The 25315-nt window shown below is 68.8% G+C and carries 24 protein-coding genes; 12 read left to right on the top strand and 12 right to left on the bottom strand.

What is annotated here, in order from left to right; genetic code table 11:
• Positions 1-45: 45 nt before the first annotated feature.
• Both ACWFRF_RS33710 and ppgK read right to left on the bottom strand, forming a co-directional pair.
• Positions 46-1419 carry an RNA polymerase sigma factor gene (locus ACWFRF_RS33710; RefSeq protein WP_378626684.1) on the bottom strand — a complete coding sequence of 458 codons (1374 nt, stop codon included), beginning with the start codon at positions 1417-1419 and terminating at the stop codon, positions 46-48.
• Between the two features lie 245 nt (positions 1420-1664).
• Positions 1665-2423 (bottom strand): polyphosphate--glucose phosphotransferase, encoded by a 759-nt coding sequence (gene ppgK, locus ACWFRF_RS33715; protein ID WP_452454165.1) that lies wholly within the window; start codon positions 2421-2423, stop codon positions 1665-1667.
• A gap of 108 nt (positions 2424-2531) precedes the next feature.
• Between ppgK and ACWFRF_RS33720 the strand changes: the two genes are divergently transcribed.
• Positions 2532-3431, top strand: a complete 900-nt coding sequence (locus ACWFRF_RS33720) for an inositol monophosphatase family protein (protein ID WP_452454167.1) — start codon at positions 2532-2534, stop codon at positions 3429-3431.
• A gap of 5 nt (positions 3432-3436) precedes the next feature.
• Here the strand turns inward: ACWFRF_RS33720 and cei are convergent, their stop codons facing one another.
• Entirely contained in the window at positions 3437-4120 is a 684-nt protein-coding gene (cei, locus tag ACWFRF_RS33725) for an envelope integrity protein Cei (RefSeq protein ID WP_378626688.1), read from the bottom strand.
• 375 nt (positions 4121-4495) lie between these two features.
• Between cei and ACWFRF_RS33730 the strand changes: the two genes are divergently transcribed.
• Positions 4496-4798: a DUF4193 domain-containing protein gene (locus ACWFRF_RS33730; RefSeq protein WP_056811237.1), complete on the top strand. Its 303-nt coding sequence runs from the start codon at positions 4496-4498 to the stop codon at positions 4796-4798.
• Positions 4799-4881: 83 nt separating this feature from the next.
• Here the strand turns inward: ACWFRF_RS33730 and ACWFRF_RS33735 are convergent, their stop codons facing one another.
• Positions 4882-5418 carry a DUF3093 domain-containing protein gene (locus ACWFRF_RS33735; RefSeq protein ID WP_378988640.1) on the bottom strand — a complete coding sequence of 179 codons (537 nt, stop codon included), beginning with the start codon at positions 5416-5418 and terminating at the stop codon, positions 4882-4884.
• Between the two features lie 72 nt (positions 5419-5490).
• Here ACWFRF_RS33735 and dut point away from each other — a divergent pair, with 72 nt between their 5' ends.
• Complete coding sequence (gene dut, locus ACWFRF_RS33740; protein WP_452454170.1) at positions 5491-5961, top strand: dUTP diphosphatase; 471 nt, start codon at positions 5491-5493, stop codon at positions 5959-5961.
• A 5-nt stretch (positions 5962-5966) separates the two neighbouring features.
• Positions 5967-6869: a DUF3710 domain-containing protein gene (locus tag ACWFRF_RS33745; RefSeq protein WP_449967494.1), complete on the top strand. Its 903-nt coding sequence runs from the start codon at positions 5967-5969 to the stop codon at positions 6867-6869.
• Positions 6870-6999: 130 nt separating this feature from the next.
• Here the strand turns inward: ACWFRF_RS33745 and ACWFRF_RS33750 are convergent, their stop codons facing one another.
• On the bottom strand, positions 7000-7743 hold the full coding sequence (locus ACWFRF_RS33750; RefSeq protein ID WP_379313888.1) for an alpha/beta fold hydrolase: 744 nt from the start codon (positions 7741-7743) through the stop codon (positions 7000-7002).
• 74 nt (positions 7744-7817) lie between these two features.
• Here ACWFRF_RS33750 and ACWFRF_RS33755 point away from each other — a divergent pair, with 74 nt between their 5' ends.
• From ACWFRF_RS33755 to ACWFRF_RS33765, 3 genes are all read left to right on the top strand, one after another.
• Complete coding sequence (locus ACWFRF_RS33755) at positions 7818-8225, top strand: OB-fold nucleic acid binding domain-containing protein (RefSeq protein ID WP_067458744.1); 408 nt, start codon at positions 7818-7820, stop codon at positions 8223-8225.
• 3 nt (positions 8226-8228) lie between these two features.
• Positions 8229-8975, top strand: coding sequence for a DUF3159 domain-containing protein (locus ACWFRF_RS33760; protein WP_452454172.1), 747 nt, complete (start codon positions 8229-8231; stop codon positions 8973-8975).
• A gap of 99 nt (positions 8976-9074) precedes the next feature.
• On the top strand, positions 9075-9746 hold the full coding sequence (locus tag ACWFRF_RS33765; protein ID WP_452454174.1) for a sigma-70 family RNA polymerase sigma factor: 672 nt from the start codon (positions 9075-9077) through the stop codon (positions 9744-9746).
• Positions 9747-9750: 4 nt separating this feature from the next.
• Here the strand turns inward: ACWFRF_RS33765 and ACWFRF_RS33770 are convergent, their stop codons facing one another.
• On the bottom strand, positions 9751-10422 hold the full coding sequence (locus tag ACWFRF_RS33770; protein WP_067458738.1) for a potassium channel family protein: 672 nt from the start codon (positions 10420-10422) through the stop codon (positions 9751-9753).
• 4 nt (positions 10423-10426) lie between these two features.
• A complete protein-coding gene (locus tag ACWFRF_RS33775; protein ID WP_056811222.1) occupies positions 10427-11092 on the bottom strand; it encodes a potassium channel family protein in 666 nt (221 codons plus the stop codon).
• A gap of 171 nt (positions 11093-11263) precedes the next feature.
• Here ACWFRF_RS33775 and ACWFRF_RS33780 point away from each other — a divergent pair, with 171 nt between their 5' ends.
• The 3 genes from ACWFRF_RS33780 (at position 11264) to hpnE (ending at position 16083) form a co-directional block, all read left to right on the top strand.
• A complete protein-coding gene (locus tag ACWFRF_RS33780; protein ID WP_378988650.1) occupies positions 11264-13261 on the top strand; it encodes an APC family permease in 1998 nt (665 codons plus the stop codon).
• A gap of 36 nt (positions 13262-13297) precedes the next feature.
• Positions 13298-14656: a class I SAM-dependent RNA methyltransferase gene (locus ACWFRF_RS33785; RefSeq protein ID WP_452454176.1), complete on the top strand. Its 1359-nt coding sequence runs from the start codon at positions 13298-13300 to the stop codon at positions 14654-14656.
• A 62-nt stretch (positions 14657-14718) separates the two neighbouring features.
• Positions 14719-16083: a hydroxysqualene dehydroxylase HpnE gene (gene hpnE / locus ACWFRF_RS33790; RefSeq protein ID WP_379318454.1), complete on the top strand. Its 1365-nt coding sequence runs from the start codon at positions 14719-14721 to the stop codon at positions 16081-16083.
• Positions 16084-16093: 10 nt separating this feature from the next.
• On the opposite strand, the gene ACWFRF_RS33795 is transcribed toward hpnE, so the two are convergent.
• Both ACWFRF_RS33795 and glsA read right to left on the bottom strand, forming a co-directional pair.
• Positions 16094-16765 carry an SIMPL domain-containing protein gene (locus ACWFRF_RS33795; protein WP_452454179.1) on the bottom strand — a complete coding sequence of 224 codons (672 nt, stop codon included), beginning with the start codon at positions 16763-16765 and terminating at the stop codon, positions 16094-16096.
• A gap of 73 nt (positions 16766-16838) precedes the next feature.
• A complete protein-coding gene (gene glsA / locus ACWFRF_RS33800; RefSeq protein WP_378989123.1) occupies positions 16839-18647 on the bottom strand; it encodes a glutaminase A in 1809 nt (602 codons plus the stop codon).
• A gap of 317 nt (positions 18648-18964) precedes the next feature.
• Between glsA and dxs the strand changes: the two genes are divergently transcribed.
• Complete coding sequence (gene dxs / locus ACWFRF_RS33805) at positions 18965-20863, top strand: 1-deoxy-D-xylulose-5-phosphate synthase (RefSeq protein WP_452454181.1); 1899 nt, start codon at positions 18965-18967, stop codon at positions 20861-20863.
• Positions 20864-20969: 106 nt separating this feature from the next.
• Positions 20970-21833, top strand: coding sequence for a 3-hydroxyacyl-CoA dehydrogenase NAD-binding domain-containing protein (locus ACWFRF_RS33810; RefSeq protein ID WP_452454183.1), 864 nt, complete (start codon positions 20970-20972; stop codon positions 21831-21833).
• Between the two features lie 21 nt (positions 21834-21854).
• On the opposite strand, the gene ACWFRF_RS33815 is transcribed toward ACWFRF_RS33810, so the two are convergent.
• The 3 genes from ACWFRF_RS33815 to ACWFRF_RS33825 form a co-directional block, all read right to left on the bottom strand.
• The gene (locus tag ACWFRF_RS33815; RefSeq protein WP_379314774.1) at positions 21855-22694 is read right to left on the bottom strand and encodes a class I SAM-dependent methyltransferase; all 840 of its coding nucleotides are present in this window, start codon (positions 22692-22694) and stop codon (positions 21855-21857) included.
• 128 nt (positions 22695-22822) lie between these two features.
• The gene (locus ACWFRF_RS33820) at positions 22823-23500 is read right to left on the bottom strand and encodes a response regulator (RefSeq protein WP_452454186.1); all 678 of its coding nucleotides are present in this window, start codon (positions 23498-23500) and stop codon (positions 22823-22825) included.
• A complete protein-coding gene (locus ACWFRF_RS33825) occupies positions 23497-25269 on the bottom strand; it encodes an ATP-binding protein (protein WP_452454197.1) in 1773 nt (590 codons plus the stop codon). Before ACWFRF_RS33825 ends, ACWFRF_RS33820 begins: the two co-directional genes overlap by 4 nt.
• Positions 25270-25315: the final 46 nt, after the last annotated feature.

A 25315-nucleotide genomic window follows, 5' to 3' on the forward strand; every position in this document is an offset into this window, starting at 1 on the left:
GTATAAGAGACAGCGATTCGGTGGTGCGGGCCTCTTGTGTGGAACCTAGTCGAGGTAGTCGCGCAGAACCTGCGAACGGCTCGGGTGGCGCAGCTTGCTCATCGTCTTCGATTCGATCTGACGGATGCGCTCACGCGTGACGCCGTAGACCTGACCGATCTCGTCGAGGGTGCGCGGCTGACCGTCGGTGAGGCCGAAGCGCAACCGCACCACGCCCGCCTCACGCTCGGACAACGTCTCCAGCACCGACTGCAGCTGATCCTGCAGCAGGGTGAAGCTCACCGCGTCGACCGCGACGACCGCCTCGGAATCCTCGATGAAGTCACCGAGCTGGCTGTCGCCCTCGTCGCCGATGGTCTGGTCGAGCGAGATCGGTTCACGCGCGTACTGCTGGATCTCGAGGACCTTCTCCGGCGTGATGTCCATTTCCTTGGCGAGCTCCTCCGGCGTGGGCTCACGGCCCAGGTCCTGGAGCAGCTCGCGCTGGATGCGGCCGAGCTTGTTGATGACCTCGACCATGTGCACCGGAATACGGATGGTGCGGGCCTGGTCGGCCATGGCGCGGGTGATGGCCTGACGGATCCACCACGTCGCGTACGTCGAGAACTTGTAGCCCTTGGTGTAGTCGAACTTCTCGACCGCGCGGATCAGACCCAGGTTGCCCTCCTGGATGAGATCGAGGAACGCCATGCCGCGGCCGGTGTAGCGCTTGGCCAGCGAGACGACCAGTCGCAGGTTGGCCTCGAGCAGGTGGTTCTTGGCCCGGTTGCCGTCGCGCACGATCCAGTTGAAATCGCGGCGCGTGGTGACCGAGAGCTTCTCGCCCGCCTCGGCGAACTCGCGCATCTTCTCCGCGGCGAACAGGCCGGCCTCGATTCGCTTGGCGAGTTCGACCTCCTCCTCCGCGTTGAGCAGCGCGACCTTGCCGATCTGCTTGAGGTAGGCGCGCACCGAGTCGGCGGAGGCGGTGAGTTCGGCGTCCTTGCGTGCTTGACGCAGCGCTTCGGACTCCTCCTCGTCCCAGACGAAATCGCCGGAAGCCTTGTCCTTCTCGGACGGCTCCGCGGTATCGGCGACCTCGGCGGCTTCCTCGGTGACGTCTTCGACGACGACTTCCTCGCCGACGAGTTCGTCTTCGGCGACTTCGAGATCACCGAGATCGTCGACCTCGACCGACTCGTCGTCGAGCTGCTCCTCACCGCCCTCGCCCGAGGTCGCCTTCTTCGCGGCGGTTTTCTTGGCCGGAGCCTTCTTGGCGGCAGCCTTCTTCGCCGGCGCCTTCTTGGCTACGGCCTTCTTCGCCGGCGCCTTTTTGGCAGCGGCCTTTTTAGCCGGCGCCTTCTTGGCCGGGGTTACGGCGTCGTCGGCATCGGCGTCGGAGGCCGAGTCGGCGGTCTGACGGGTATTCGTGGCTACCACGTACGCCCTTTCGTGACGGTCTCGTGCGGCGTCACGCCAGAGTGGTTTTCCGGCGGAGCGGTCGGTCGGGTTGCACCGGCGATGCGTCGGCCGGGGAAGTCGGCGCTCGTTCACCGACCTTCTCGCGACCGGCCGCGGCCGGAAGGTTTCACCGGCTCACCGCCGGACGTGTTCCATTGTAACGATCCAACCAGGGTACTCATGGCACGATGCCACCCAGGCGTTGCGTCGCAGGCCGCGCCGGGCTACGGCGCGAGGCCCGCATCGATGGCCATCGCCGCGCCGACGATACCCGCGGTGTTCTTCAATACGGCCGGAATCACGGGAGTTCGGTTGGTGAGCAACGGAATCCACTGTTCGTGATCACGGCTGATGCCGCCGCCCGCCACGATCACCTTCGGCCAGAACAGATCCTCGATGTGACCCAACACGCGACTCACCCGCTGCGCCCACTCCGGGTAGGTGAGGTCCTCGTTGTCCTTGACCGAGGCCGCGGCCAGATCCTCGGCGTCGACGCCCTCGATCTTGAGATGGCCGAGCTCGGAGTTGGGCACCAGCACGCCGTCGTAGAGCAGTGCGGAGCCGATGCCGGTGCCGAAGGTGAGCAGCAGCGTCAGCCCGTGGAGGTCGCGCGCGGTGCCGTAGCGGTCCTCGGCCAGTCCCGCCGCGTCGGCGTCGTTGAGCACGGTGACCTCGCGCCCGCCCAGCGCCTTCGCGAACAACGCGCGGGCGTCGGTGCCGATCCAGGCCTGGTCGATGTTGGCCGCGGTTCTGGCGTGGCCGTCGAGCACCACGCACGGCATGGTGATGCCCACCGGTCCCTGCCACCCCGCCTGCGCGACGAGTTCGGCGACCGCCCCGGCGACGGCGTCGGGCGTCGACGGACGCGGTGTCGGGATCTTGATGCGCTCATGGGTGAGCAGGCCGGTGGCCAGATCGACCTCGGCGCCCTTCACCCCGCTGCCGCCGATATCGATACCGAATGCGTGCCCCCGAGTGGACATGGTTCAACCCCTTGCTGACGTGGTCGAGGTGCCTGGCAGACACCAGGGAGAAGAGTAGCGGTAGTCACCCCTCGCGCGACGAGCCACGACATGTGATGCGATGGGTGGGTGCCCGAATACACCGAGCCCGAGACCGTAACCGCCCCCACCACATCCGCCGATTACGAGCAGTTGCGGCGCCTGGCCGTCGAGCTCGCCGAGACGGCCGCCGCGCACGTGCGTGCCCGCAGGCCCGAGGTATTCGCCGACGACGGACCCGTGGCAGGCGCCGTGGCCACCAAGGGGCACGTCACCGATCCGGTCACCATCGTCGACACCGAATCCGAACAGCTGATCCGCAAGCTGCTCGCCGAGCGCAGGCCCGGCGACGCGATTCTGGGGGAGGAAGGCGGCGGCGATGTCGGCGCCACCGCCGCGGGTGCCGTCACCTGGGTCGTCGACCCGATCGACGGCACCGTGAACTTCCTCTACGGGCTCCCCGGCTACGCCGTCTCGGTGGGCGCGGTGGTCGACGGCAAGCCCGTGGCGGGCGCCGTGGTGGACGTCGTCGCCGCCACCACCTACAGCGCCGCACTGGGCGCTGGATCGCACGCTGTGCGACCGGACGGCACCCGGGTGACACTGCGCTGCAGTAGCGAGGATTCGCTCTCGGTGGCCCTGGTAGCCACCGGCTTCGCCTATGGCAGCGCGCGCCGGGCCCGCCAGGCGCAGCTGCTCACCGAGATCCTGCCGCGGATCCGCGACATCCGCCGCCTCGGCGCCGCCGCCATGGACCTGTGCCATGTCGCCTCGGGCAGGCTCGAGGCGTACTACGAGCACGGCCTCAACGCCTGGGACTGGGCCGCGGGTGCCCTCATCGCCGCCGAAGCGGGTGCGATCGTGCGCGTCCCCCCGGTCACCGTCGGCGGGGCCGCGGGCGAACTGACCGTCGTCGCGGCCCCCGGTATCGCCGGGGACCTCACCGACCTGCTCGACCGGGTCGGCGCGCCGACGGCGCTACCGGACTAGATCGCTCAGCACTTGACTTCGCGTGCGGCGTCGAGGAGGTCCGGGTCGATCGAGGACGAGCTCGCGCCGGGGGCCAGGTTCTTGAGCGACCGAAGCACTGCCTCGGCGTCGGCGCCGGGTCGCAATGATTCACCGAACGCCTGCCCGAGGACCAGATCGACGGTGTCGTCGGTGCGCGGATCCTCGATCAGCTCGGCGCAGGGCGCGATCAACTGCACCGAGGCGGCCGCGGGCCGACCGTTCACACCGAACCGGATCTGACCGGTGCAGGTGAGGTCGCCGCTGACATAGACCGGATCGTTACCGACCTGTGTCCCCGGCGCGCCGGCGAAGCCGAGGTCGGCCAGTGCCGCGCCGATGTTGCCCGCCTGGCCGCTCTTGCCGTTGGCGTTGAACACCCGCACCCGCGACTCCGACAGGGCCGCCGGGTCGACCTCGGCGAGTCGCGTCGGACCCACCCGGGTACCCAGTGCCGCGGGCTGCGGCGCGTTGGTGGCCGTCGGCGTGCTCGGCGCGTTGCACGCCATCGGTTCGTTGCTGTCGTCACGGGTTCGAAACGCCGTGATCCAGACGAACAGGCTCACCAGAGCCAGCACGAGGACGAGCGCGAGCCAGAGCTCGGGCCGCCGCCGCGGAAAGGGTTTGCCGTCGCGATCTGTCGCGCTGCCTTCGGTGATCAGTGAAACCACGCGCTCACTCTACGAGTCCCGCGGCGGTGCGCGAGTCGGGGAGGTCTCGGCGAGTTTCCCGGCAGGTGACGATTCGTCGTCGGTTTCGGCTCGGCGCGGGTTTGATTGCGACTTTCGTCCATCGGTCCGCTATTGTCTGGCCGCCCAGATCGAATATTTACCGGTGAAACGGTGGTCGGTCGCGGGAACAACAAGGGCATGTCCTGCGTTTACCGAACGCTGTCGGAGTAGATCGCTGGTCGATCGAACCTGATAGACGACCGGTGCACGTGTGAGGTGCACCACCGGCGGGGCGGTACGAACGCCGGAACCCTGCGGGGTTACGGCAATCGACTGATCCGGGATATACGGAGTAAGGACTGAGGGGAAGACGACATGGCAACCGACTATGACGCACCGCGGCGCACCGAATCCGACGAGGTGTCGGAGGATTCGCTCGAGGAGCTGAAGGCCCGCCGCAACGAGGCGCAGTCCGCCGTCGTGGACATCGACGAATCCGATACAGCGGAATCGTTCGAGCTTCCCGGCGCGGACTTGTCCGACGAGGTACTCAGCGTTCGGGTGGTCCCGAAGCAGGCGGACGAGTTCACCTGCTCGAGCTGTTTCCTCGTGCATCACCGCAGCCGACTGGCCACCGAGAAGGGTGGACAGCTCATCTGCATGGATTGCGCGCTCTAGCGGCAGGCAAGTGCGTGGCACCGTGCGGTCGATCGACCCGCATGGGCTACGCAGACTGATCCGCAGGGATCAGCGAGGAAGGGTCAGCCCGCGCTCGGGAGTCCGAGCGCGGCCAAGACCCGGTCCGGCCTACGCGTACTGACCAACCAGTACGGCGTGGGGTCGTCCGGGTCGTCCAGCACCAGCAATGCCATCGGGCCGATCCAGGCCCGGTGCTGCACATAGGCGGCGGGGTCGAGTTGTCGGCCCAGCGCCGCACTCTTGGCCGTCGGCGCGACGGCCGCGGCGCGCGCGACGAAGCTCACCGGTAGGTGGGCGCGGTCGACGCGCAGTTCCGCCGTACCATCGTCGGCCACGGTGACATCCAGGCGATGCCTGCTCATCCACAACAGAATCCAGACCGGGACCGGCGCCAGCAACACGTACGGCAGCCAAGCCCGCAGACCCGGCGCGCCCATATGGATCTCGGCTGCGAGCAGGCCCGCGATCGCGAAGCCGACCGGCCACCACCACAGCGGCACCCACAGGCGCTCGGAGTAGGGCGACGGACCCTGCGCGCTCGGCGCGCCGTGGTCGGTGTCTGTGGTCGCGGTCGTCGGGGAATGGGGCTGGTCGGGCACCCCTCAACACTAGGTCACCGCACCAGGGCTGCGACGAGAAGGTCCGGCCTCGACCGCGTAGTCTCGACCGATGTGAACGCACTTGCACCGATTCCGCTGCGGCGGCTCGATCCCGGCATCCCTGTGCCGACGCGTGCCCATCCGGGTGACGCGGGCGTCGACCTCTGTACCACCGAGGATGTGATCATCGAACCGGGCGAGCGGGTGCTGGTCGGTACCGGGATCGCGATCGCGTTGCCGATGGGCACGGTCGGCTTGATCCACCCCCGGTCCGGCTTGGCGGCGAAGGCCGGTCTGTCGGTGGTCAACACGCCCGGCACGGTCGACGCGGGTTACCGCGGTGAGATCAAGGTGTGCCTGATCAACCACGACCCACGCACCGCCATCGAGCTGCGTCGCGGCGACCGCATCGCGCAGTTGCTGGTGCAGCGGGTCGAGTTGGTCGACTTCGCCGAGGTCGACGATCTCGACGACACCGCCCGTGGCACCGGCGGGTACGGGTCGAGCGGCGGGCATGCCGGCCTGGCCGACAAGGAGGCGTGATGGGTCTGTTCGGAAAGAAGAAGCGCGCGCGTGACGACGCCGCCGACGACTACGTCGACTACGACGACGTCGAGTACGACGAGGCGGACTACGACTTGGACGCGGACTCCGACGAGTACGACACCGACGAGTTCCAGCGCCCCGACTTCGCGCGCCTGGACTTCGACGACGCTCCGACCGATGAGCGCATCTACGGCAATTTCGACCATGCCCCCGATGCCGCCGCGGGCCCCTACGACATCAGCGAGGTTTCCGACGAGGCCATCTCGCGTCGCCTCGATCTCGGCTCGGTGCTCATCCCGGTGCCCCAGGGCGGGCAGTTGCAGGTGGAGATGAGTCCCGACGGCACCCCGCAGGCGGTGCACCTGGCCACCGAGCACGGCAGGCTCACGGTCGCCGCCTACGCCGCGCCCAAGTCGGCGGGTCAGTGGCGCACGGTCGCCGCGGATCTGGCGGAGTCGCTGCGCGGTGACGGCGCGAGCGTGGCTGTCGAGAAGGGCCCGTGGGGCCGCGAGGTCAAGGCGATCACCGAGGGCGCCGATCTGCGTTTCATCGGTGTCGACGGTCCTCGCTGGATGATCCGGCTGGTCGCCGCCGGCCCCAAGGGCGCCGTCGACGACCGCAGCCCGCTGATCACCGCTGCCCGCGCGGTCCTGGCCGACGCCGTGGTCCGCCGCGGCACCGACCCCCTGCCCGTGCGTGACCCGCTTCCGGTGGTCCTGCCCCAGGAACTGGCCGAACAGCTGGCCGCCGCCCATCAGCAGCAGGTCCAGGCCCAGCAGGACGCGCTCGAGGCCCAGGCGGCCGCCGCGGCCGCTCCGCCGCCCTCGGCCCTCCCGCCGAAACTGCCGGACGAGCCGCGTCGAGGCGCGGACGGTTCGGCCATGCAGCAACTCGGCCTGAACTAGGCGTGGCTCCGCCGCCTCTCCGCGACTTTCGCCGGTCGTGGGGAGGTGGTTCGGCGGGTGAGCGAGCCTGCGGTTCGGGGCGGGTGTGGTGTCGGGGGTATCCGAACGAGTTACCCGTGTATTCGCGAAATCAGTTGTCCTGCAAGGCTGTTCGTTGCGTGAGAGTCGCTGGTAGCAGCGCGCTCAACTCTGCGAACCCGGTGTGCCCGAGGATCGCCGGGTCGGCGCCCAGCTCGGCGAGTGTCACCCGGTGCAGTCGGGCTGACGGCAATGTTGCCGCCCATTCCTCAGCGACGGCGATCGGGTGGACCGGGTCGTCGCCGGCGCCGACGACCGCGACCGGCACGTCGTTGCCCGCCAAGTCGTCCAGCGACGGCCACGTGTACGCGGCGGCCTCGTCCAGCGCGGCGGGCAGGTGCGGCCACTGCCCACGCCAGGACTGGGTCAGTGCGTCGGCCAGCCAGGGTGGACTCGAGGCGCGCATCCGCTCCAGCACCGCCTCCAGACCGTCGGCTCGCAGTTGCTCGGCGGTAACCGCGGCGCTCAATGCGGCTGGGCACGCGGCGGTTTCGGCACCCGTCCAGGCGGGTAATGCTGTGATGACACCGACTACCGCGGTACGGTGCTCGGCTGCCCAGTCGAGTGCGATCGCGGCGCCGAGGGAGATGCCCGCGGCCAGGACCGGACCGCGCGCCGCGGCAGCGTCCAAAGCCGCGGTACAGCTCCCGATCACGGCCTGCGGGTCCGGTTCGACGGCGTGGAAGGCGAGTCCGTACGCGAGGGCGGCAGGCCCGAACGCGCGGGCCGCGAAATCGGCGTCGGAGCCGGTCCCCGGCAGGGCGACCACGGTGACCTGGGGTGGGGTGCGCAACACCGACCGAGCGTAGCGGCCGGGCGTTTGCCCATCTACAGTGGCGGTGTACGGCCAACTAGCGGGAGAAGCGTGACATGTCGTCATCCACGGGCGGACACAAGTCGGGATCGGGTCCGGACTCGGGATATTTTCGCCGACTCGGTCGTCGTCTCACCGCCGATATCGACCAGCTCGACGCCGAGGAATTGGCTGAGACGGCCGATGCGTCCGGTGCCCGGCGGGCCAAGGATTGCTGTCGTGGCGAAGAGGCGACGATTCTGGGCAGACTCCGCAGTGTCGAGGCGTGTCCCAAGGCGGCCGGTGCCACCGTGCAGGCCGAGTTCTTCGACGGCACCGATGCCATCACCCTGGTGTGGATCGGGCGCAGGCGCATTCCCGGTATCGAACCGGGCAGGCGCATTCTGGTCCGTGGTCGCGTCGGCGACCGCGACGGCCGCAAGGTGATCTTCAACCCCTACTACGAATTGCGCGGGAACAGCTGACGTATGCCCTCCAGCGACGAGTACCGCACTGCCGCGGACCCCGAAGCCACCGTGGCGTTGCCCGTGGTCACCGATGAACAGGTGGACCCGGAGATCGACACCGAGGTCGACAAGGCCGAACAAACCTTGCTCGAGCAGCTCGGCGGTTTCAGCGGCCTGATCTATTCCACCCTCCCCGTTCTGGTTTTCGTCCCGGTGAACACCTTCGCGGGCCTCACCGTGGCCATCTGGGCCGCTCTCGGCGTCGCCGCCGCCATCCTGATCTGGCGACTGGTGCAGCGCAGCCCCATCCAGCCTGCCGTCTCCGGCTTCCTCGGCGTCGGCCTGTGCGCGCTCATCGCCCAGCGAGTGGGGGAGGCCAAGGGCTTCTTCCTGTTCGGCATCTACACCAGCCTGGTGTACGCGGGTGTGTTCGCGGTGTCGATCCTGCTGCGCAGGCCGCTGGTCGGGGTGATCTGGGGCGCGCTCAACGGGCACGGTCACCGCTGGCGGGCCGACAAGCGCATCCGCAAGCTCTACGACCTGGCCACCGCGGTCTGGGTGGTCGTGTTCGGCGCCCGCTACCTGGTGCAGTCGCAGCTCTACGACACCGACCACACCACCTGGCTGGCCGTGGCGCGGATCGGCATGGGCTGGCCGCTCACCGCGGTCGCCCTGGTGGTCACCGTGTGGGCGGTGCGCCGCGCCGGGCACCTGCCCGCCGAGAAAGCCGACAAGCCCGGCGCCGGAACGGAATCCGTGCCCGCGTAAGGGTGGTCAGCGCGCCGCCGGAGGTGGGGAAGTACCCACCCTGGGGTATCTGGTCGCGACCGGCTGTTCGTCGCACGATCAATGCGTAGGAAAAACGCGATGATCGTGAGAGGACCGGCGACCATGATGGCAACCGAGCACCGAAATGAGCGACCGGCCACCGCAGCACGCCGCGACGCCGCCAAGACCCCGGCGCCCGTGCTGTCGGAGAGCAAGCGCCTCGGCGCCGAACTCGACGCGCTGATCGGCCCGGCCGCCGCCGGTGATCGCGACGCCGTCGCCGAGATCCTGCGCCTGGTGCACCCGGTGGTCCGCCGGTACTGCTCGGCCCGTATGGGCGCCACCGGGCATCTCACCGTGACTGCCGACGATGTCACCCAGGAAGTCCTGATCGCCACTGTCACCGCCATCCCGCGCTACCGCGATCAGGGCAAGTCGTTCCTGGCCTTCGTCTACGGCATCGCCGCCAACAAGGTCTCCGACGCGTTCCGTCGCGGCAAGCACACTGCCTACCCCACGGCCGAGCTGCCCGACAGCGCCAGTACTTCGGCGGGTCCGGAGGAGTGGGTGCTGGCCTACGAGCGCCGCGCCGCCACCCTCGAACTGATGAAGGTGCTCGCGCCGAATCACCGAGAGGTGCTGCACATGCGCATCGTGCTCGGCTGGAGCGCGGCGCAGACCGCCGAGGCCATCGGCACCAGCCCGGGCGTGGTCCGGGTGATGCAGCACCGCGCGCTCAACAAGCTGCGCGCGGAACTGAAAGTGGCGTAGGGGCTTACGGCCGCACGCCGTGCGTCGCCAGCGTGAGTCGCAGATCCTCTTCGGCCTCCACCGAGGTGACGAACAACAGTTCGTCGTCACCCTCGAACGGATCGTCGGGTTGCGGCACGATGACCCGGCCACCGCGCAGGATCGTCACCAGCGCGGTATCGCGCGGCATCTTCAAGGTCCGCACCGGCTTGCCTGCCAGCTGGGTGTCGGCGGGCAGGGTGATCTCGACCAGGTTGGCCTGCCCTTGCCGCAGCGTCATCAGCCGCACCAGATCACCCACCGATACGGCCTCCTCGACCAGCGAGGCGAGCAGCCGCGGCGTCGACACCGCCACGTCGACGCCCCACGACTCGTTGAACAGCCATTCGTTGCGCGGATCGTTGACTCGCGCCACCACCCGGCGCACCCCGAACTCGGTCTTGGCGAGCAGGGCGTGCACCAGATTCGCCTTGTCGTCGCCGGTGGCCGCGATCACCACCTCGTAGGTCTCGAGATCGGCGTTCTCCAGCAGCGACAGCTCGCAGGCGTCTGCGTGCACCCAGACGGCGTCGGGGATGGCGGCGGGATCGATGTGGTCGAGCTGGCGTTCGAGCAGCATCACGCGGTGTCCGCCGCGTAGGAGTTCCCTGGCGATCGAGCGCCCGACCGCGCCCGCTCCGGCGATGGCGACCTTCATGTGTTCAGTCCTCGCTCAGTGGGGCCTTGGCGGCCAGGGCGATCGCCTCGCCGACTGTGCCGGACGTGGCCGCGACATAGACGACGTCGTCGGCCTGGACGATCGTCTTGGATTCGGGCAGCAGGCCCTGGCCGAAGCGCAGGATGAACGCCACCCGCACCTGCAGGTCGCGTTCCAGATCGCGCACCGTGCGACCGGACCAGTCCTCGTGCAGGGTCAGCTGGGTCACCGCGACCGCGCCGGTGGGATCGCGCCAGGTGGTGGTCGAGTTGTCACCGATAAGGGTGCGCAGGAACCGGTCGGTGGTCCACGGCACGGTGGCGATGGTCGGGATGCCGAGTCGTTCGTACACCTCGGCGCGTTTGGCGTCGTAGATGCGAGCGACGACACGTTCGACGCCGAACATCTCTCTGGCCACTCGCGCCGAGATGATGTTGGAGTTGTCACCGGAGCTCACCGCGGCGAAGGCGTCGGCGCGCTCGATCCCCGCGCGGGTCAGCACCTCACGGTCGAAGCCGACGCCGATCACCTCCTGCCCGGTGAAACCCTCACCGAGGCGGCGGAAGGCGGTGGGATCCCGGTCGATGACCGTGACCTCGTGACCCACCCGGGTCAGCGCACGCGCCAGTGACGAGCCGACACGCCCGCACCCCATGATCACTACGTACACCGTGCACCCTCGTTCCTTGCCTACCCGTGGCGTCCGGCAAGGACCGTACCCGCCGGATGCTCCCATCGCCCATTTTCCCCGCGCCGACGCGGGGCAAACAATCCGGACATCGCCGTGACGCCGGTGAACGTGCGCGCGAAGGTGCTGGTGAACTCCTCTATGCTCAGCCCGGTGTCCAAGTTGACGACGGCAGCCAAGCGTGTGCTGCTGGGCAGGCCGTTCCGTAGCGATTCGCTCGGCCACACGTTGTTGCCCAAGCGTATCGCTCTTCCGGTCTTCGCCTCCGACGCGATGTCGTCGGTCGCGTATGCCCCGGAGGAAATCTTCCTGGTGCTGTCGGCGGCGGGCATCTCGGCCTACGTGTACGCGCCGTGGGTCGGTCTTGCCGTAGCCCTGGTGATGGCGGTGGTCGTTGCCAGCTACCGGCAGAACGTGCACGCCTACCCTTCCGGTGGCGGCGACTACGAGGTCGCGACGAAGAACATCGGGCCCAATGCCGGTTTGACGGTCGGCAGCGCGCTACTGGTCGATTATGTGCTCACCGTGGCGGTGTCGATTTCGTCGGCTGCGTCCAATATCGGGTCGGCGATCCCGTTCGTCGCCACGCACAAGGTGTTGTTCGCGGTCGTGGCGATCGCGATCCTCACCGCGATCAACCTGCGTGGCATCCGCGAATCGGGGACCGCCTTCGCGATTCCCACCTACGCGTTCATCTTCGGCATGTTCGCGATGCTGGCTTGGGGCCTGTTCCGTACCTACGTGCTCGGCGACGACATCCAGGCCGAGTCCGCCGGTTTCGGGCTCAACGCCGAAGACGAGCACCTCTACGGCTTGGCCTTCGCCTTCCTGATCGCGCGTGCCTTCTCCTCCGGCTGTGCGGCGCTGACCGGTGTCGAGGCCATCAGCAACGGTGTGCCCGCGTTCCGTAAACCCAAGTCGCGCAATGCCGCGACCACCTTGCTGCTGCTGGGTTCCATCGCGATCGTGCTGCTGATGGGCATCATCATCCTGGCCCAGAAGATCCGCGTCGTGTACGCGCACGACCCCGCGCACCTGGTCGGTGCGCCCGCCGATTATCACCAGAAGACCCTGATCGCGCAGATCGCCGAAGCGGTGTTCCACGGCTTCCCGATCGGGTTCTTCTTCATCACCATCGTCACCGCCCTGATCCTGGTACTGGCCGCCAACACCGCGTTCAACGGTTTCCCCGTGCTCGGTTCGATTCTTGCCCAGGACCGCTACCTGCCCCGTCAGCTGCACACCCGTGGCGACCGGCTCGCGTTCTCCAACGGCATCCTGTTCCTCTCGGGTGCCGCGATCGCGTTCGTGGTGTTCTTCGGTGCCGAGGTGACCAAGCTGATCCAGCTCTACATCGTGGGTGTGTTCGTCTCGTTCGTGCTGAGCCAGACCGGCATGCTGCGGCACTGGACGCGTCTGCTGCGCACCGAGACCGACCCGGCACAGCGCAGGCAGATGATGCGTTCCCGGGTGATCAACGCGATCGGTCTGACCGCGACGGGCGCCGTGCTGATGATCGTGCTGGTCACCAAGTTCTTCGCCGGCGCCTGGATCGCGATCCTGACGATGGTGGCGATCTTCGTCGTGATGAAGCTGATCCACAAGCACTACGACTCGGTCTCGCGCGAACTCGACGAATCCGACTGGGACGGCGTGCTGCCCAGCCGCACCCACTCGCTGGTCCTGGTCTCCAAGCTGCATCTGCCCACGCGCCGCGCGCTGGCCTTCGCGCGCGCCACCCGCCCGGACACCCTGGAAGCGGTGACGGTCAACGTCGACGACGCCGACACCCGCAAGCTGGTGCGCGAATGGGAGAACAGCGAGATCAACGTGCCGTTGAAGGTGATCGAATCGCCCTATCGCGAGATCACCAAGCCGGTGCTCGAGTACGTCAAGCGGGTGCGCAAGGACGCCCCGCGCGACGTGGTCACCGTCTTCATTCCCGAATACGTGGTCGGCCACTGGTGGGAGCAGGTGCTGCACAACCAGTCCGCGCTGCGGTTGAAGGGCAGGTTGCTGTTCGAGCCCGGTGTGATGGTGACGAGCGTGCCGTGGCAGCTCAGTTCCTCCACCAGGGCCAAGCAAGCAGCCGATGTGAACGCACCGGGTTCGGTGCGCCGAGGTTTCGAACGACCAGGACGTCGCGAATGAGCGGCGCGCCGGTCGAGGGTGAGAGTGGGTGTGGCCGTGAGTGATTGGAGCGGACAAGAATTCGAGGTGCGCCTCGGGGCGCCCGGGCACGGTGGGTTCATCGTCGGGCGCCACGAGGGCCGGGTCGTGTTCGTGCGACACGGGCTGCCCGGTGAGCTGGTGCGGGCGCGGGTGACCGAGGATCGCGGCGGTTCGTTCTGCCGGGCCGACGCGGTCGAGATCATCGAGGCGTCCCCGGACCGGGTGCCCGCGACCTGTCCGGTGTCCGGGCCGGGCGGTGCGGGGTGCTGTGACTTCTCCTTCGCGACGCCCGCGGCGCAGCGCGCGCTCAAGGCCACGGTGGTGGACGAGCAGTTGCGCCGGTTGGCCAAGATCGAGCGTGAGGTGACGGTCGAGCCGATCGCCGGTGATTCGGGTGAGGTCACCGGTGGTTGGCGCACGCGGGTGCGGTTGGTCGTGGACGGCGCGGGGCACGCCGGTGTGCACCGTTACCGCAGCACCGAGGTGATCGCGGATCTGCGCTGCCCGCAGCCTGTCGCCGGTGCGCTCGACGGCGTCGCGGACCGGTTGTGGACGCCGGGGGCCGATCTGGTCGTCGCGCTCGACGGTGACGGTGTTCGTCATATCGTGGAACTGGCCGAGACTCCTGCTTCGGGTCCTGCCGGTCGCCCGGAGACACCGCGTGGCGCGAGCCGCGGTCGTGGCCAGCGGCCGGGGCGTCGTCGTGAGTCGGCGCCGCCGACGGGTGACGAGCGTGGGGCGATCCGGGACCGGGCGGCTTCGCGGAAGTCGGCGATGAACGCGCCTCGTGAGGAGTGTGTGGTCGAGGGTTCGGGTCGCGTCGTCGAGTATGTGGCGGGGCGTCGCTGGGAGTTGTCGGCGACCGGGTTCTGGCAGGCGCATCGCGGTGCGGCGCAATGTTATTCGGACCTGATCGCCGAGTGGTCGGGGCTCGCTCCCGGCGGTTCGGGGTGGGATCTCTACGCCGGTGTGGGCGTGTTCGCTGCCCGCTTGGCCGAGCAGGTGGGGCAGACCGGGGCGGTGACCGGTGTCGAATCCGCTCGTTCGGCGGTTGTCGACGGGGTGGCGGCGCTGGGGGATCTGCCCTGGCTGGAATTGCGTAGTGAGCGGGTCGAGCCGTGGGCTCGAAGTGCTTCCGGTAGGCCCGATGTCGTGGTGCTCGATCCGCCGCGGGCGGGGGCGGGCAAGGATGTCGTCGCCGCTGTCGCCGATGCCGATCCGCGCCGGATCGTTCATATCGGTTGCGACCCGGCGGCTTTCGCTCGTGATCTGGGGTTGTACCTGGATGCCGGCTATCACCTGACGGAGCTGCGGGCCTTCGACGCCTTCCCGGCGACGCACCATGTCGAATGCGTCGCGCTGCTCGACCGCTGAGTGTTCGGTGATCCCGGACGATTCCACCGATAGAAAGAGAGAGTTCGCGCTACATTGTCTCAATGGTGGACGTGAACGACGCACGCCGGTTCGTTGTCATCGGGGGTGGGCTGGCCGGGCTGGCCGCCGCCGTATGGCTGGCGGAAGCCGGTGAACAGGTGACCCTGCTGGAGCGGCGAGGTCGGCTCGGCGGCCGCACGCAGGCGATGCGGGTCGCCGAGGTGGACGACCTCGCCGACAACGGCCAGCACGTGGTGGCCAGCGGATACCGGAGCCTGTGGCGGTATCTGGAGAGCGTGGGTACGCGGCACCACGTGGAATTCCCCGGCGCGGGGAGCCTGCGCTGGCCGGGTGGTCGCGCAGTCATGTTGCACACCAAGGGTTTCGCAGCCGTGCGCACACTGATGGGTGCGCATCCCGACGCGGGACCGCTGGAGCGGCTGCGTGCGCTGCGTTCCGCGCTCACCTTGGTGCGCCAAGCGCTGTGGCAGCCTGCCTACCTCGCCGACATCACCACCGACGAGTGGTTCCGGCGGCTGGCGATGCCGCCGAAAGCGCGCGAGGCCCTGTGGGATTGGCTCGCGCTCGGCATCGCCGCGGAACCGGTGGACAGGGAGTCGGCGAAGGTGTTCGCCGATGTGCTGGCCACCGGGGTCCGGATCGGGATGCGGACGCGCACAGGCGTGACGATCGGCTACCCCACCGTGGATCTGGACACCCTCTACATCGCCGGTGCCGAGAAGGTTTTCGAACGCCACGGGGTCGACGTGCGCTACCGGGCGGTGGCCCGCAAGGTCGTCATCGTCGACGGCAAGGCGACCGGGGTGCAGCTGGCGGACGGCTCGGTCGTCGACGCCGACGCGGTGATCTGCGCGGTTCCGAACACCAATATCGGCGGGCTCCTCGACGACCTGCCCGAACACGCCGAAATCTACGCTGCCGCAGACAAACTGGGTTTCACCCCGATCGTGAGCACGAACCTGTATCTGGACCGGCCGCTGAAAACCAAGTCGGCCATGGAGGCGCTGATCGGCGGCACCGGAGTGATCGATCAGGTCTTCGACCGGCAGCGCATGCATCAGCGCGCGCCCGATGGCACCTGGCTGTACTGCCTGACGACCAGCGGCGCCTACGAGCAGATCCACAAGAGCAACAGCGAGATCGTCGCCGAGCAAATGGATCTCATCCGCCGCTATTACCCGGAAGCCGCCGACGCTCAGGTCGTCACCGGTCATGTGGTGAAGATGCCGAAGGCGACCTTCTCCCAGGTTCTCGGCACCGACAACCTGCGCCCCGACCAGCGCACCTCGGTCCCGAACCTGATGCTGGCCGGCGATTGGACCCGCACGGACTGGTGCGCCACGATGGAAAGCGCCGTCCAGAGTGCCGAACGCGCCGTCGAAGCGCTGCTCGCGCAGCCGGAGTAGACCGGCCGCGCTAGTCGAGGGCCCAGGTGACGCGGACGCTTGCGCCGACTTCGGTTTCGCCGGGGACCACGGGAACCGGGGAGCCGGCCCGGGCCATCAGCATGGGGGAGGAGTCCATTTCCGCGCTGATGTCGTAGGCCCGGGACGTCGGCGGCGAGGTGTCCTCGGTGATCTGGAGGACAGCGCCCAGGCTCACTCCGGCGCGCGTCGCGTACTGCTCGGCTTTCGCCTTCGCGTCGTCGTAGGCCGCGTCGCGGGCTTGCTCGAGCAGGGGGGCCGGGTCGGCGACGCCCCGGGTGAGGCCGCCGAGGCGGACGTCGTCGCCGCCCGCGTTCACCGCGGCGGCGACCGTTTCGGCGGGGTCGATGCCGGTGCCTTCGCGCAGCGACACACTGAGGCCGGTGGAGGCCAGGTATCCGGCGATCTCGTTGCGCCCGTTGTCGGTGTAGACGGTTTCGGTGCGCACGCTCAGGCCGCTGGTGGCCATGTCCGCGTCACTCACCCCGGCGGTTCGCAGTGCCGCGACGACCGCGCTCACCCGGTCACCGGCACGCCCGTAGGCCCCGGCGACGGTGTCGGCGCGCGATTCCACCGACAACGTCAACCGGATCAGATCGGGGACCGCGCGCACCACGCCGCGCCCGAAGGTGGTCGTGCTCGCCTGCCAGGACTTCTTGCTCACCGCGGTACTCCTGTCGGTCGAAGGCTGCTGTGCTGCTCAACGTCTCGCGTGAGGACCGAGTTCCGCCGGGCGGTCAGTAGTTCTCGGCGTTGCCCGAAATGGTTCGGACAGTGGCTTCCATCTGCGCGTACGCCCCGGCCGCGAGCCGTTGCAGCAGGGCGAGTTTCAGTTGCGGGTGCTGCTCGGCGAGCTCGTCGAACACGGCCGCGCTCATCACCGCCACCCGCAGCCCGGTTTCGGCGACGATGTCGTTGACGAAATTCTCGCCGGTCAACATCGGGATCTCGCCGAACGACATCCCCGACGACAACGTCACCAACCGGTGCACCCGCCCGTCGGTACCGGCGAAGGTGGCCCGCACCCGCCCGGCGAGAATCAGATACAGCCCGGACCGTGGCTCGCCGCGCTCGGCGATCACCTCGCCGCGGGCGAAGGTGCGGGCGACGAAATCCGCGCACAGCCGGTCCCGGTCGGCGGGGGCGAGTCCCACCAGCAGCGGATGCTCGTCGAGGTCGATCGACGCGGCGGCGCGCGTTCCCGGCGGCCGATGCCGGTCGAGCACGATGTCCTCACACCATTCGGTCGCGGTGTCGCGATCGACGAACACCCGCCCGCGCGGATCGTCCGGATCCAGACTCGACACCTCGTGACCGAGCTTGGCATCGGGATCGACCAGCGCCACCCGGCTGCCCCGGCGCACCAGTTCGGCCTGCAACTGCTCGACCATCCCGCGAGCCACCTGACTCACCTCACCGACCCGGCGCAGGTCGATCACCAGCGCGTCGAGCTCGTCGGCGTTGCCTTCGATCGCCCGCACCGCCCGTTCGGCACCGGCGAACAACAGGTCGCCGTGCAGCTCGTAGACCCGCGCACGGTCACCATGGGCGGCCAGCACCTCGGCGTCCTCGGGGGTGCGGCGCAGTCGCGACGGCAGCTGCGCGACCGAGTAGTCGGCGCGGATCGCGGTGCGCGCCGATCGGGTCACGTGACAGAAGTGCAGTTCGAGCCGCCGCGACAGCTCCCGGCACGCCGCCACCCCGCGCACACTGTTGCCCTGCCCGTCCAGCCTCGGTGAATACACCGAGATCCCGAGCTGACCGGGCAGCACCGCGATGATCCCGCCGCCGACCCCGCTCTTGGCGGGCAGCCCGACCGTGGTCACCCAGTCACCGGCGGCGTTGTACATGCCGCAGGTGGTCATCACACTGAGCACCCGTTCGGTGAGCGAGGTCGACAGCGCCCGTTCACGAGTCTTCGGATTGACTCCGTTGTCGGCCAGGGTCGCCGCCATCACGGCCAGATCGGTGCAGGTGATCTCGATCGAGCACTGCCGGAAGTACCGGTCGACCACGTCGTCCGGATCGACGTCGATGATGCCGACCGAGCGCAACATGTACCCGATCGCCCGATTGCGGTACCCCGTGCGGGCTTCGGATTCGTAGACCGCCTCGTTCATCGTCAACTCGCGTCCGGCGAAGCGGGAGTAGCAGCGACGGACCCGCTCGAACTTGTCGGCGGCGTCGCGGCCGTCGATCAGCGAGGCCGCGGTGATGGCCCCGGAGTTGATCATCGGGTTGCTCGGGCGCTGAGTGTCGGGTTCGAGGCTGATCTCGTTGAACGGTTCACCCGACGGCTCCACGTCGATGTGCTCGGCCACCCCGTCGAGTCCGCGATCGGCCAGCGCCAGTGCGTAGGTGAACGGCTTGGAGATGGACTGGATGGTGAACCCGATGCCGGTGTCGCCGACCTGGTAGACGAGTCCGTCGGCGGTCGCCAGGCACAGTCCGAACGAATCCGGTGCGACGGCGGCGAGCTCGGGGATGTAGTCGGCGGGTGCGCCGGAGGTGTCGTCGCGACAGACCGCGTACACCTCGTCGAGCATGCCCGCCACCACACCCGGGTCGATCGTGCGCGTCGCGCCGTGCGGTCGAGTCACAGCGTCACTGTAGGTCGCAGCGCTGGTGGCCCGGTCCTGGACGCGCAGGGGAGATTGTCCTCACAGCCCAGAACTCGGTGAGGTAAGCCTTGGTCGAACCCGATTTCTGCCCGCGCGTCCTGTTCACCGGGCCTGCGGCGGTATCGTCGTCGCGACCGTAGCGCTCGCCGTGCCCGTGCTGGGAAGGGCCCGCGAGCCTGTGCCCGTCCCGCGGGCAAATACACTGGGCTGATCACAATGTAGTCCGGAGGGAGCGAGTTCAGGTGGGAGTGCTGTCGCGGGTGGATTCACCCGAAGATCTGCGCCGGCTGAGCGTGCCGCAGCTGCGGGAACTGGCGGACGAGATCCGCGAGTTCCTGGTGCAGAAGGTCGCCGCCACCGGAGGCCATCTCGGCCCCAATCTCGGGGTGGTCGAGCTGACCATCGCCTTACACCGGATTTTCGATTCGCCCGCCGATCCGTTGATCTTCGACACCGGCCACCAGGCGTATGTGCACAAGATCCTCACCGGTCGCAAGGATCGCTTCGACTCGCTGCGCAGCCGTGACGGTCTGTCGGGCTACCCGAGCCGCGCCGAGAGCGAACACGACTGGGTCGAGTCCTCACACGCGTCGGCCGCGCTGTCCTACGTCGACGGCCTCGCGAAGGCGTTCGCGCTCACCGATCAGGACCGCACCCCGGTCGCGATCGTCGGGGACGGCGCGCTCACCGGCGGTATGTGCTGGGAGGCGCTCAACAACATCGCGGGTGCGCCCGATCGCCCGGTGGTGGTGGTGGTCAACGACAACGGCCGTTCCTATGCCCCCACGATCGGTGGGCTCGCCGACCGCCTGACCGCCCTGCGCACCCAGCCTGCCTACGAGCACGCGCTCGACGCCGGGAAACGCATCCTGAAAAGCATTCCCGCCGTGGGTGATTCGGCGTACTCGATGGTTCACGCGCTCAAGGCCGGGATCAAAGACGCGGTGAGCCCGCAGGAACTGTTCTCCGATCTGGGCATGAAGTACGTCGGCCCGGTCGACGGCCACGATCTCGTCGCGCTCGAGGCGGCGATGCGGCGCGCCAAGGACTTCGGCGGTCCGGTCGTCGTGCACGTGGTCACCCGCAAGGGCAACGGCTACGAGCACGCCGAGAACCACGTCGCCGACCAGATGCACGCCTGCGACCCGATCGACCCGCTCACCGGCCGCCCGCTGGCGGGCAAGAAGGCCAAGGGCTGGACCGCGGTGTTCTCCGAGGAGCTCATCGAACACGGTGCGCGCCGCGACGACATCGTCGCCATCACCGCCGCCATGCCGGGCCCCACCGGTCTGGCCGCGTTCGGCGAACGCTTCCCAGAGCGCATGTTCGACGTGGGCATCGCCGAACAGCACGGCATGGCCTCGGCCGCCGGTCTGGCGCTGGGTGGTATGCACCCGGTGGTCGCCATCTACGCCACCTTCCTCAACCGCGCGTTCGACCAGCTCCTGATGGACGTGGCACTGCTGAAGCAGCCCGTCACGGTCGTGCTGGATCGCGCGGGTGTCACCGGCCCCGACGGCGCCAGCCACAACGGCATGTGGGACTTCTCGCTGCTGGGCATCATCCCCGGCATCCGGGTCGCGGCCCCGCGCGACGGTGCCACGTTGCGGGAGGAGCTGGCCGAAGCGCTCGCCGTCTCCGACGGCCCGACCGTGCTGCGGTTCCCGAAAGGCAGTGTCGCCGAGGACATCACGGCCGTGGAACGTCTCGACGGGCTGGATGTGCTGCGACTGGCCGTGCCCGGTGCGGGCTCCGCCCAGTCCCAGCACGGTGACGTCCTGATCGTCGCCGTCGGCCCCTTCGCCGACACCGCGATGAAGGTCGCCGAACTCCTCGAACCCCAAGGCATTTCGGTCACCGTCGTCGATCCGCGCTGGGTCATCCCGGTGTCGGACACCTTGGTCAAGCTCGCGGAGAACTACCGCCTCGTGGTGACCGTCGAAGACGGCGGCCTGCACGGCGGCATCGGCTCCACCGTCTCCGCTCGCCTGCGCGACGCGGGCCTGGACGTCCCCACCCGCGATCTCGGTGTGCCCCAGCAGTTCCTGGACCACGCCTCCCGCAACGAGATCCTCGAAGAACTCGGCCTCACCCCCGACGCCATCGCGCAGCGAATCGGCGGCTGGCTGCAATCACGCTGATCAGAGCCGGATAACGCCCGCCGCGTGTCGGGCGTTGTCCGCCTCGGGCGTTGCGTACCCTCGCTGCCGAACGGTCCACTCGGGATTCCGATCGGCGGGAGAGCTCATGGCGAAGGTGGCGATCGTCGGGGCGGGCGTGATCGGTCTCGGCTGGGCGAGGCTCTTCGCCCGGGGCGGCTGGGACGTCGCACTGGCCGATCCGCGACCCGACCTCGAACAGATCGTGGCCGACGATCTGTCGGGTCTGTCGGTCACCGCCCACGCCGAGGCCGGATCGGCCGCCGAGGGTGTCGACTATGTGCAGGAGGCAGGCCCGGAACGGCTCGATTTCAAGCACGAGGTCTTCGCCGAGCTGGCCGCAGCCACCGCCGATGACGTGGTGCTCGCCTCCTCCTCGTCCTCGCTGCTGCCCACCGACATCGCCCAGGGCAGCTCCGCGGCCGGCCGCATCCTGATCGGCCACCCCTTCAACCCGGCAGACCTGATGCCCCTCGTCGAGGTGGTTCCCGGCGCGAAGACCGCCGATGCGGCGGTGGTCCGGGCGATGACGGTCTATCGCGAGCTGGGCAAGACACCGATCCGGTTGCAGCGCGAGATCCCTGGTTTCGTCGGCAACCGCCTGCAGAAGGTCTTCAACGACCAGGCGATCTACCTGGTGCAACAGGGCATCATCGCCGCGGAAGACCTCGACGACCTGGTCAAAGCTTCGCTCGGACTGCGCTGGGCCACCGTCGGCCCGTTCGAGGGCATGAACCTCGGCGGCGGCCCCGCGGGCATCCGCCACCTGATGGACAACGTCGGCTCCCAGATGACCTTCGACATCGGCTCACCGGACAAGTCGGCCATGGGCATGGTGGTCCAGCAAGTCGACGCCGCGTACGGCAACGGCGAGCAGCAGTACGAGCAGGGCGTGTCGGCCCGCGACGAGAAGACCCGCGCGATCCTGCACGCCCTCGGTGAGGATGCCTGAGACCGCGCGGCCCGACGGCGTCTAGTGGCCGGGCCGCCGGGCGACGACGGCGAAATTCAACGGGATGCGCGGTGCGCCGTCGGGCAATGTCCATCCCTGCTCGCAGGGTACGAGATCGGCGAACGCGGGCCAGTCCATAGTGGGCAGCTCGGTCAGCGCCTCGATGACGAGCCCGGCTCCGAGCAGCGCGCCGACGATCTCGCCCAGGTCGTGGCGCCACTCATGATTGGTCGTGTGCGCGATCTGCCCTTCGGATTCCTCGGTGTAGGTCCCCGAGTCCGAGTAGCTGCGAGCGCCGCCACCGCCGAGATAGTCGTCGTCGATCTCCCACGGTTCGAACTGCATCGCACCCAGAATCGGATGGTCGTCGCGGATCACGAACACCCCGCCCGGTTCGAGCAGGTCATGGATCGACCGCGCCCACGCGGTGAGCTCCGGCAGCCAGACGATGGTTCCCGCACTGGTCACGATGGTGTCGAAGCGCCGATCGAGCAGGGAGGAGGCGAACCGCGCGTCGCCTTCGACCCAGGTGATGTCGCGACCGTCGGCCTCGGCGATCCGCGCGGCGTGCCGCAGCGAGTTCGGCGACAGATCCAGTCCGTGTACCTCGATCGCGCCCAATCGCGCCCAGGACACGGTGTCCGTCCCGATGTGACACTGCAGATGTAGCAGGGATCGCCCCCGGATCCCGGATTCCGGTAGGTGCGGGGCCAGTACCGCGAGATCGTTGCGCACCACCGAGGAAATGTCGTCCGGATCGGCCAGAAAGGCGTCGACGTCGTACATCCGCGAACGCGCGTGCACGTCGGCCCGGTCGTCCCAATTCGCGCGGTTGGCGGCGATCGCTTCGGCTTCGAGCACTGCATGACCTTTCGACGGCGGTGTGACGGCGAGAATCAACGCTAGTTGGCGGGCCACCGTCGGGTCGACTGGTTTTGTGCCGCCGGGTCTCTCGGCACGCATCGGGTTGCCGAGACGGGTCGCGTCGCTCAGGGCGTGCGGCGGATCGGGGAGTATTCCTGTTCGGGGCGGCCGGTGGTGCCGTAGCGAAGTTGCATGCGTAGATCGGCGGTGGTGACGAGGGCAGCCAGGTAGCGCTGGGCGGTGGCCCGTGAGATTCCGATGGCGGTGGCGACCTCGCCCGCCGACATCGGGGCGGTGGCCCCGTGCACCGCTCGGAGTACGAGTTCCCTGGTGGGGGAGGCGGCGGCGGAGCCCCGGTCCGGGGTTACCGGGGTGGGCCGCAGCGCGTCGAGTGCCGCGTCGACCTCGCGTGCGCTCACCTCGGGGACGGCGAGGATTCTGCGGTAACGGGCATAGCCGGCCAGTCGGGCGGCGAGGACGGTGTGATCGAACGGTTTCACCAGATACGCCAGCGCTCCCGCCGCCGAGGCGGCGCGGACCGTGGCCGATTCGGTGGCAGCGGTGAGCATCATGGCGTCGCAGTGCAATTCGCGCACCAGGTCGATGCCCGAACCATCCGGCAGATAGACGTCGACCAAGGCGAGATCGATGGCTGTCGTGGCGAGTGCCTGCCGGGCGGCGGCAACGGTGTTGGCGACCGCGCCGACAGCGAATCCGGGTAGCGCGCCGACGATTCCGGCATGCATGTTCGCCACCCGGAAGTCGTCATCGACCACGAGCACGGTGTAGTCGGGCCGGTTCACGACACTTCTCCCTCGCTGAGCACGCCGGGTAGGCGCGCGATGAACTCCGCCCCGCTCAGTTGTCCACCGGCGCCGGCCGCCGAGGCCAACCACACATCGCCACCGAGCGCCCGAGCGACCTGCCGCGACAACGCCAGCCCCACCCCACGACCCCCTGGCACCCCGCCACCGTGTTTCGTCGAAACCCCGTCGGCGAACAGCGAATCCACCAGTTCCGGTCCGATTCCCGGGCCGCTGTCGGCGACGGTGATGTGCAGCGTGGATCCCTCCTGCACCAACTCGACCTCGACGAGCGCGCGGGCCTGCGCGCCGGACTCGTCCGCCACGGAATCATCGCGGATGCGTGCGTCGAACTCGGCGGGCACGTCCGGCCCCGTGGCGGCTTCGACGACGCGCACGGCATCGATGGCATTGTCGAGCAGATTGCCCAGCACTGTCGTCACATCCACCGGCGCACCGAGATTCGCGTCCACCCAGGTGCTCGGCCCCAGCCGCAACGACACCCCGTTCTCCCTGGCATGAGCGGCCTTGGCGGCGAGAAACGCTTGCAGATACGGATCGCGCACCGCATCGATCCCCGGCATCGCGGCCCCGAGCGGCCCCGACCCGAGCAGCTCGTCGATGTATTTCGCGGCCTCGCTGGGCCGATCGCCGTGCAGCAACCCACTGAGCAGGTGCAATCGGTTGGCGAACTCGTGCCGCTGCGCCCGCAACACCGTGCTCATCGACCGCACCGCGTCCAGCTGCCGGGTCAGCGATTCCACATCGGTCCGATCGCGCACATCGAGCACCGCCCCCAGCGCGCGCCCGTCGCGGGTCACCGTCCTGGCGGTGACCACGACGATCCGATCGCCGATCGCCGCCTGCACCGGCTGCCCGTCGGCGGCGCGAAACGCCTCGAGCACGCGCGGCGTGAGCCCGATCGAATCCACCGAACGTCCACTGTCCCCGTCGATTCCGAGCAGGGCGCGCGCCTCGTCGTTGATCACCGTCGTGCGCCACCTGGCATCGACCGCGACCACCCCTACGCCGATCCCGTGCAGCACCACATCCTGTTCGCGCACCAGTTCGGCCAGCTCGGCGGGCTGCAAGCCCAGGGTCAACCCGTGCCACCGCCGTGCCAGCAACACCGACCCCGCGATCCCCGCGAACAGCGCGCCCATCACCAGGACGGCGGCCCGGCGCAGGTCGCTCACCAGCTGATCGCTCACCGCCTCGGTGGAGATGCCGACACTCACCTCGCCCACCACCCGATCCGAACCGGGCTCGCGCACCGGCACTTTCGCCCGCACCGAGTCGCCGAGTGTGCCGTGCTCGCGAATCACCACCTCGCGCCCTGCCAACGCCTCCGAGGGATCCGTGCTCACCTTCTGACCCAGCCGCGCCGGGTCGGGATGCGCCAACCGCAACCCCGCGTCATCGGTGATCACCACGAACAGTGCCCCCGTCCGCAGGCGCGCCGCCTCGGCCGTCTGCTCCAGTTCCCCGCTCGCGAGCTCCGCGCGGAGCAATGGCCCCGGCTCCAGCGCCGCGTACCGGGCGACCTCCTCGCGCACCACCGGATCACTGGCGACGGTGCGTGCGATGGCCAGAGCCCGCTGCCCGTACTCGGCCGACAACCGCTGATCGCTCAGGTAGGCGAACACCCCGAACGCCAGCCCCAGGATCAACGCCACCAGCGCGACCTGCAGCAACACGATCTGCGTCCGCAGCCGGACACCACGGGGGAACAGCCTCACCGGCTCAGTGTAGGCACCCCCGGTGACCATGAGCACAATGCGCACAACGTCCGTATCGCTGCTTGCGCCGGTTGTG

The organism is Nocardia sp. NPDC055165, from assembly GCF_053606985.1.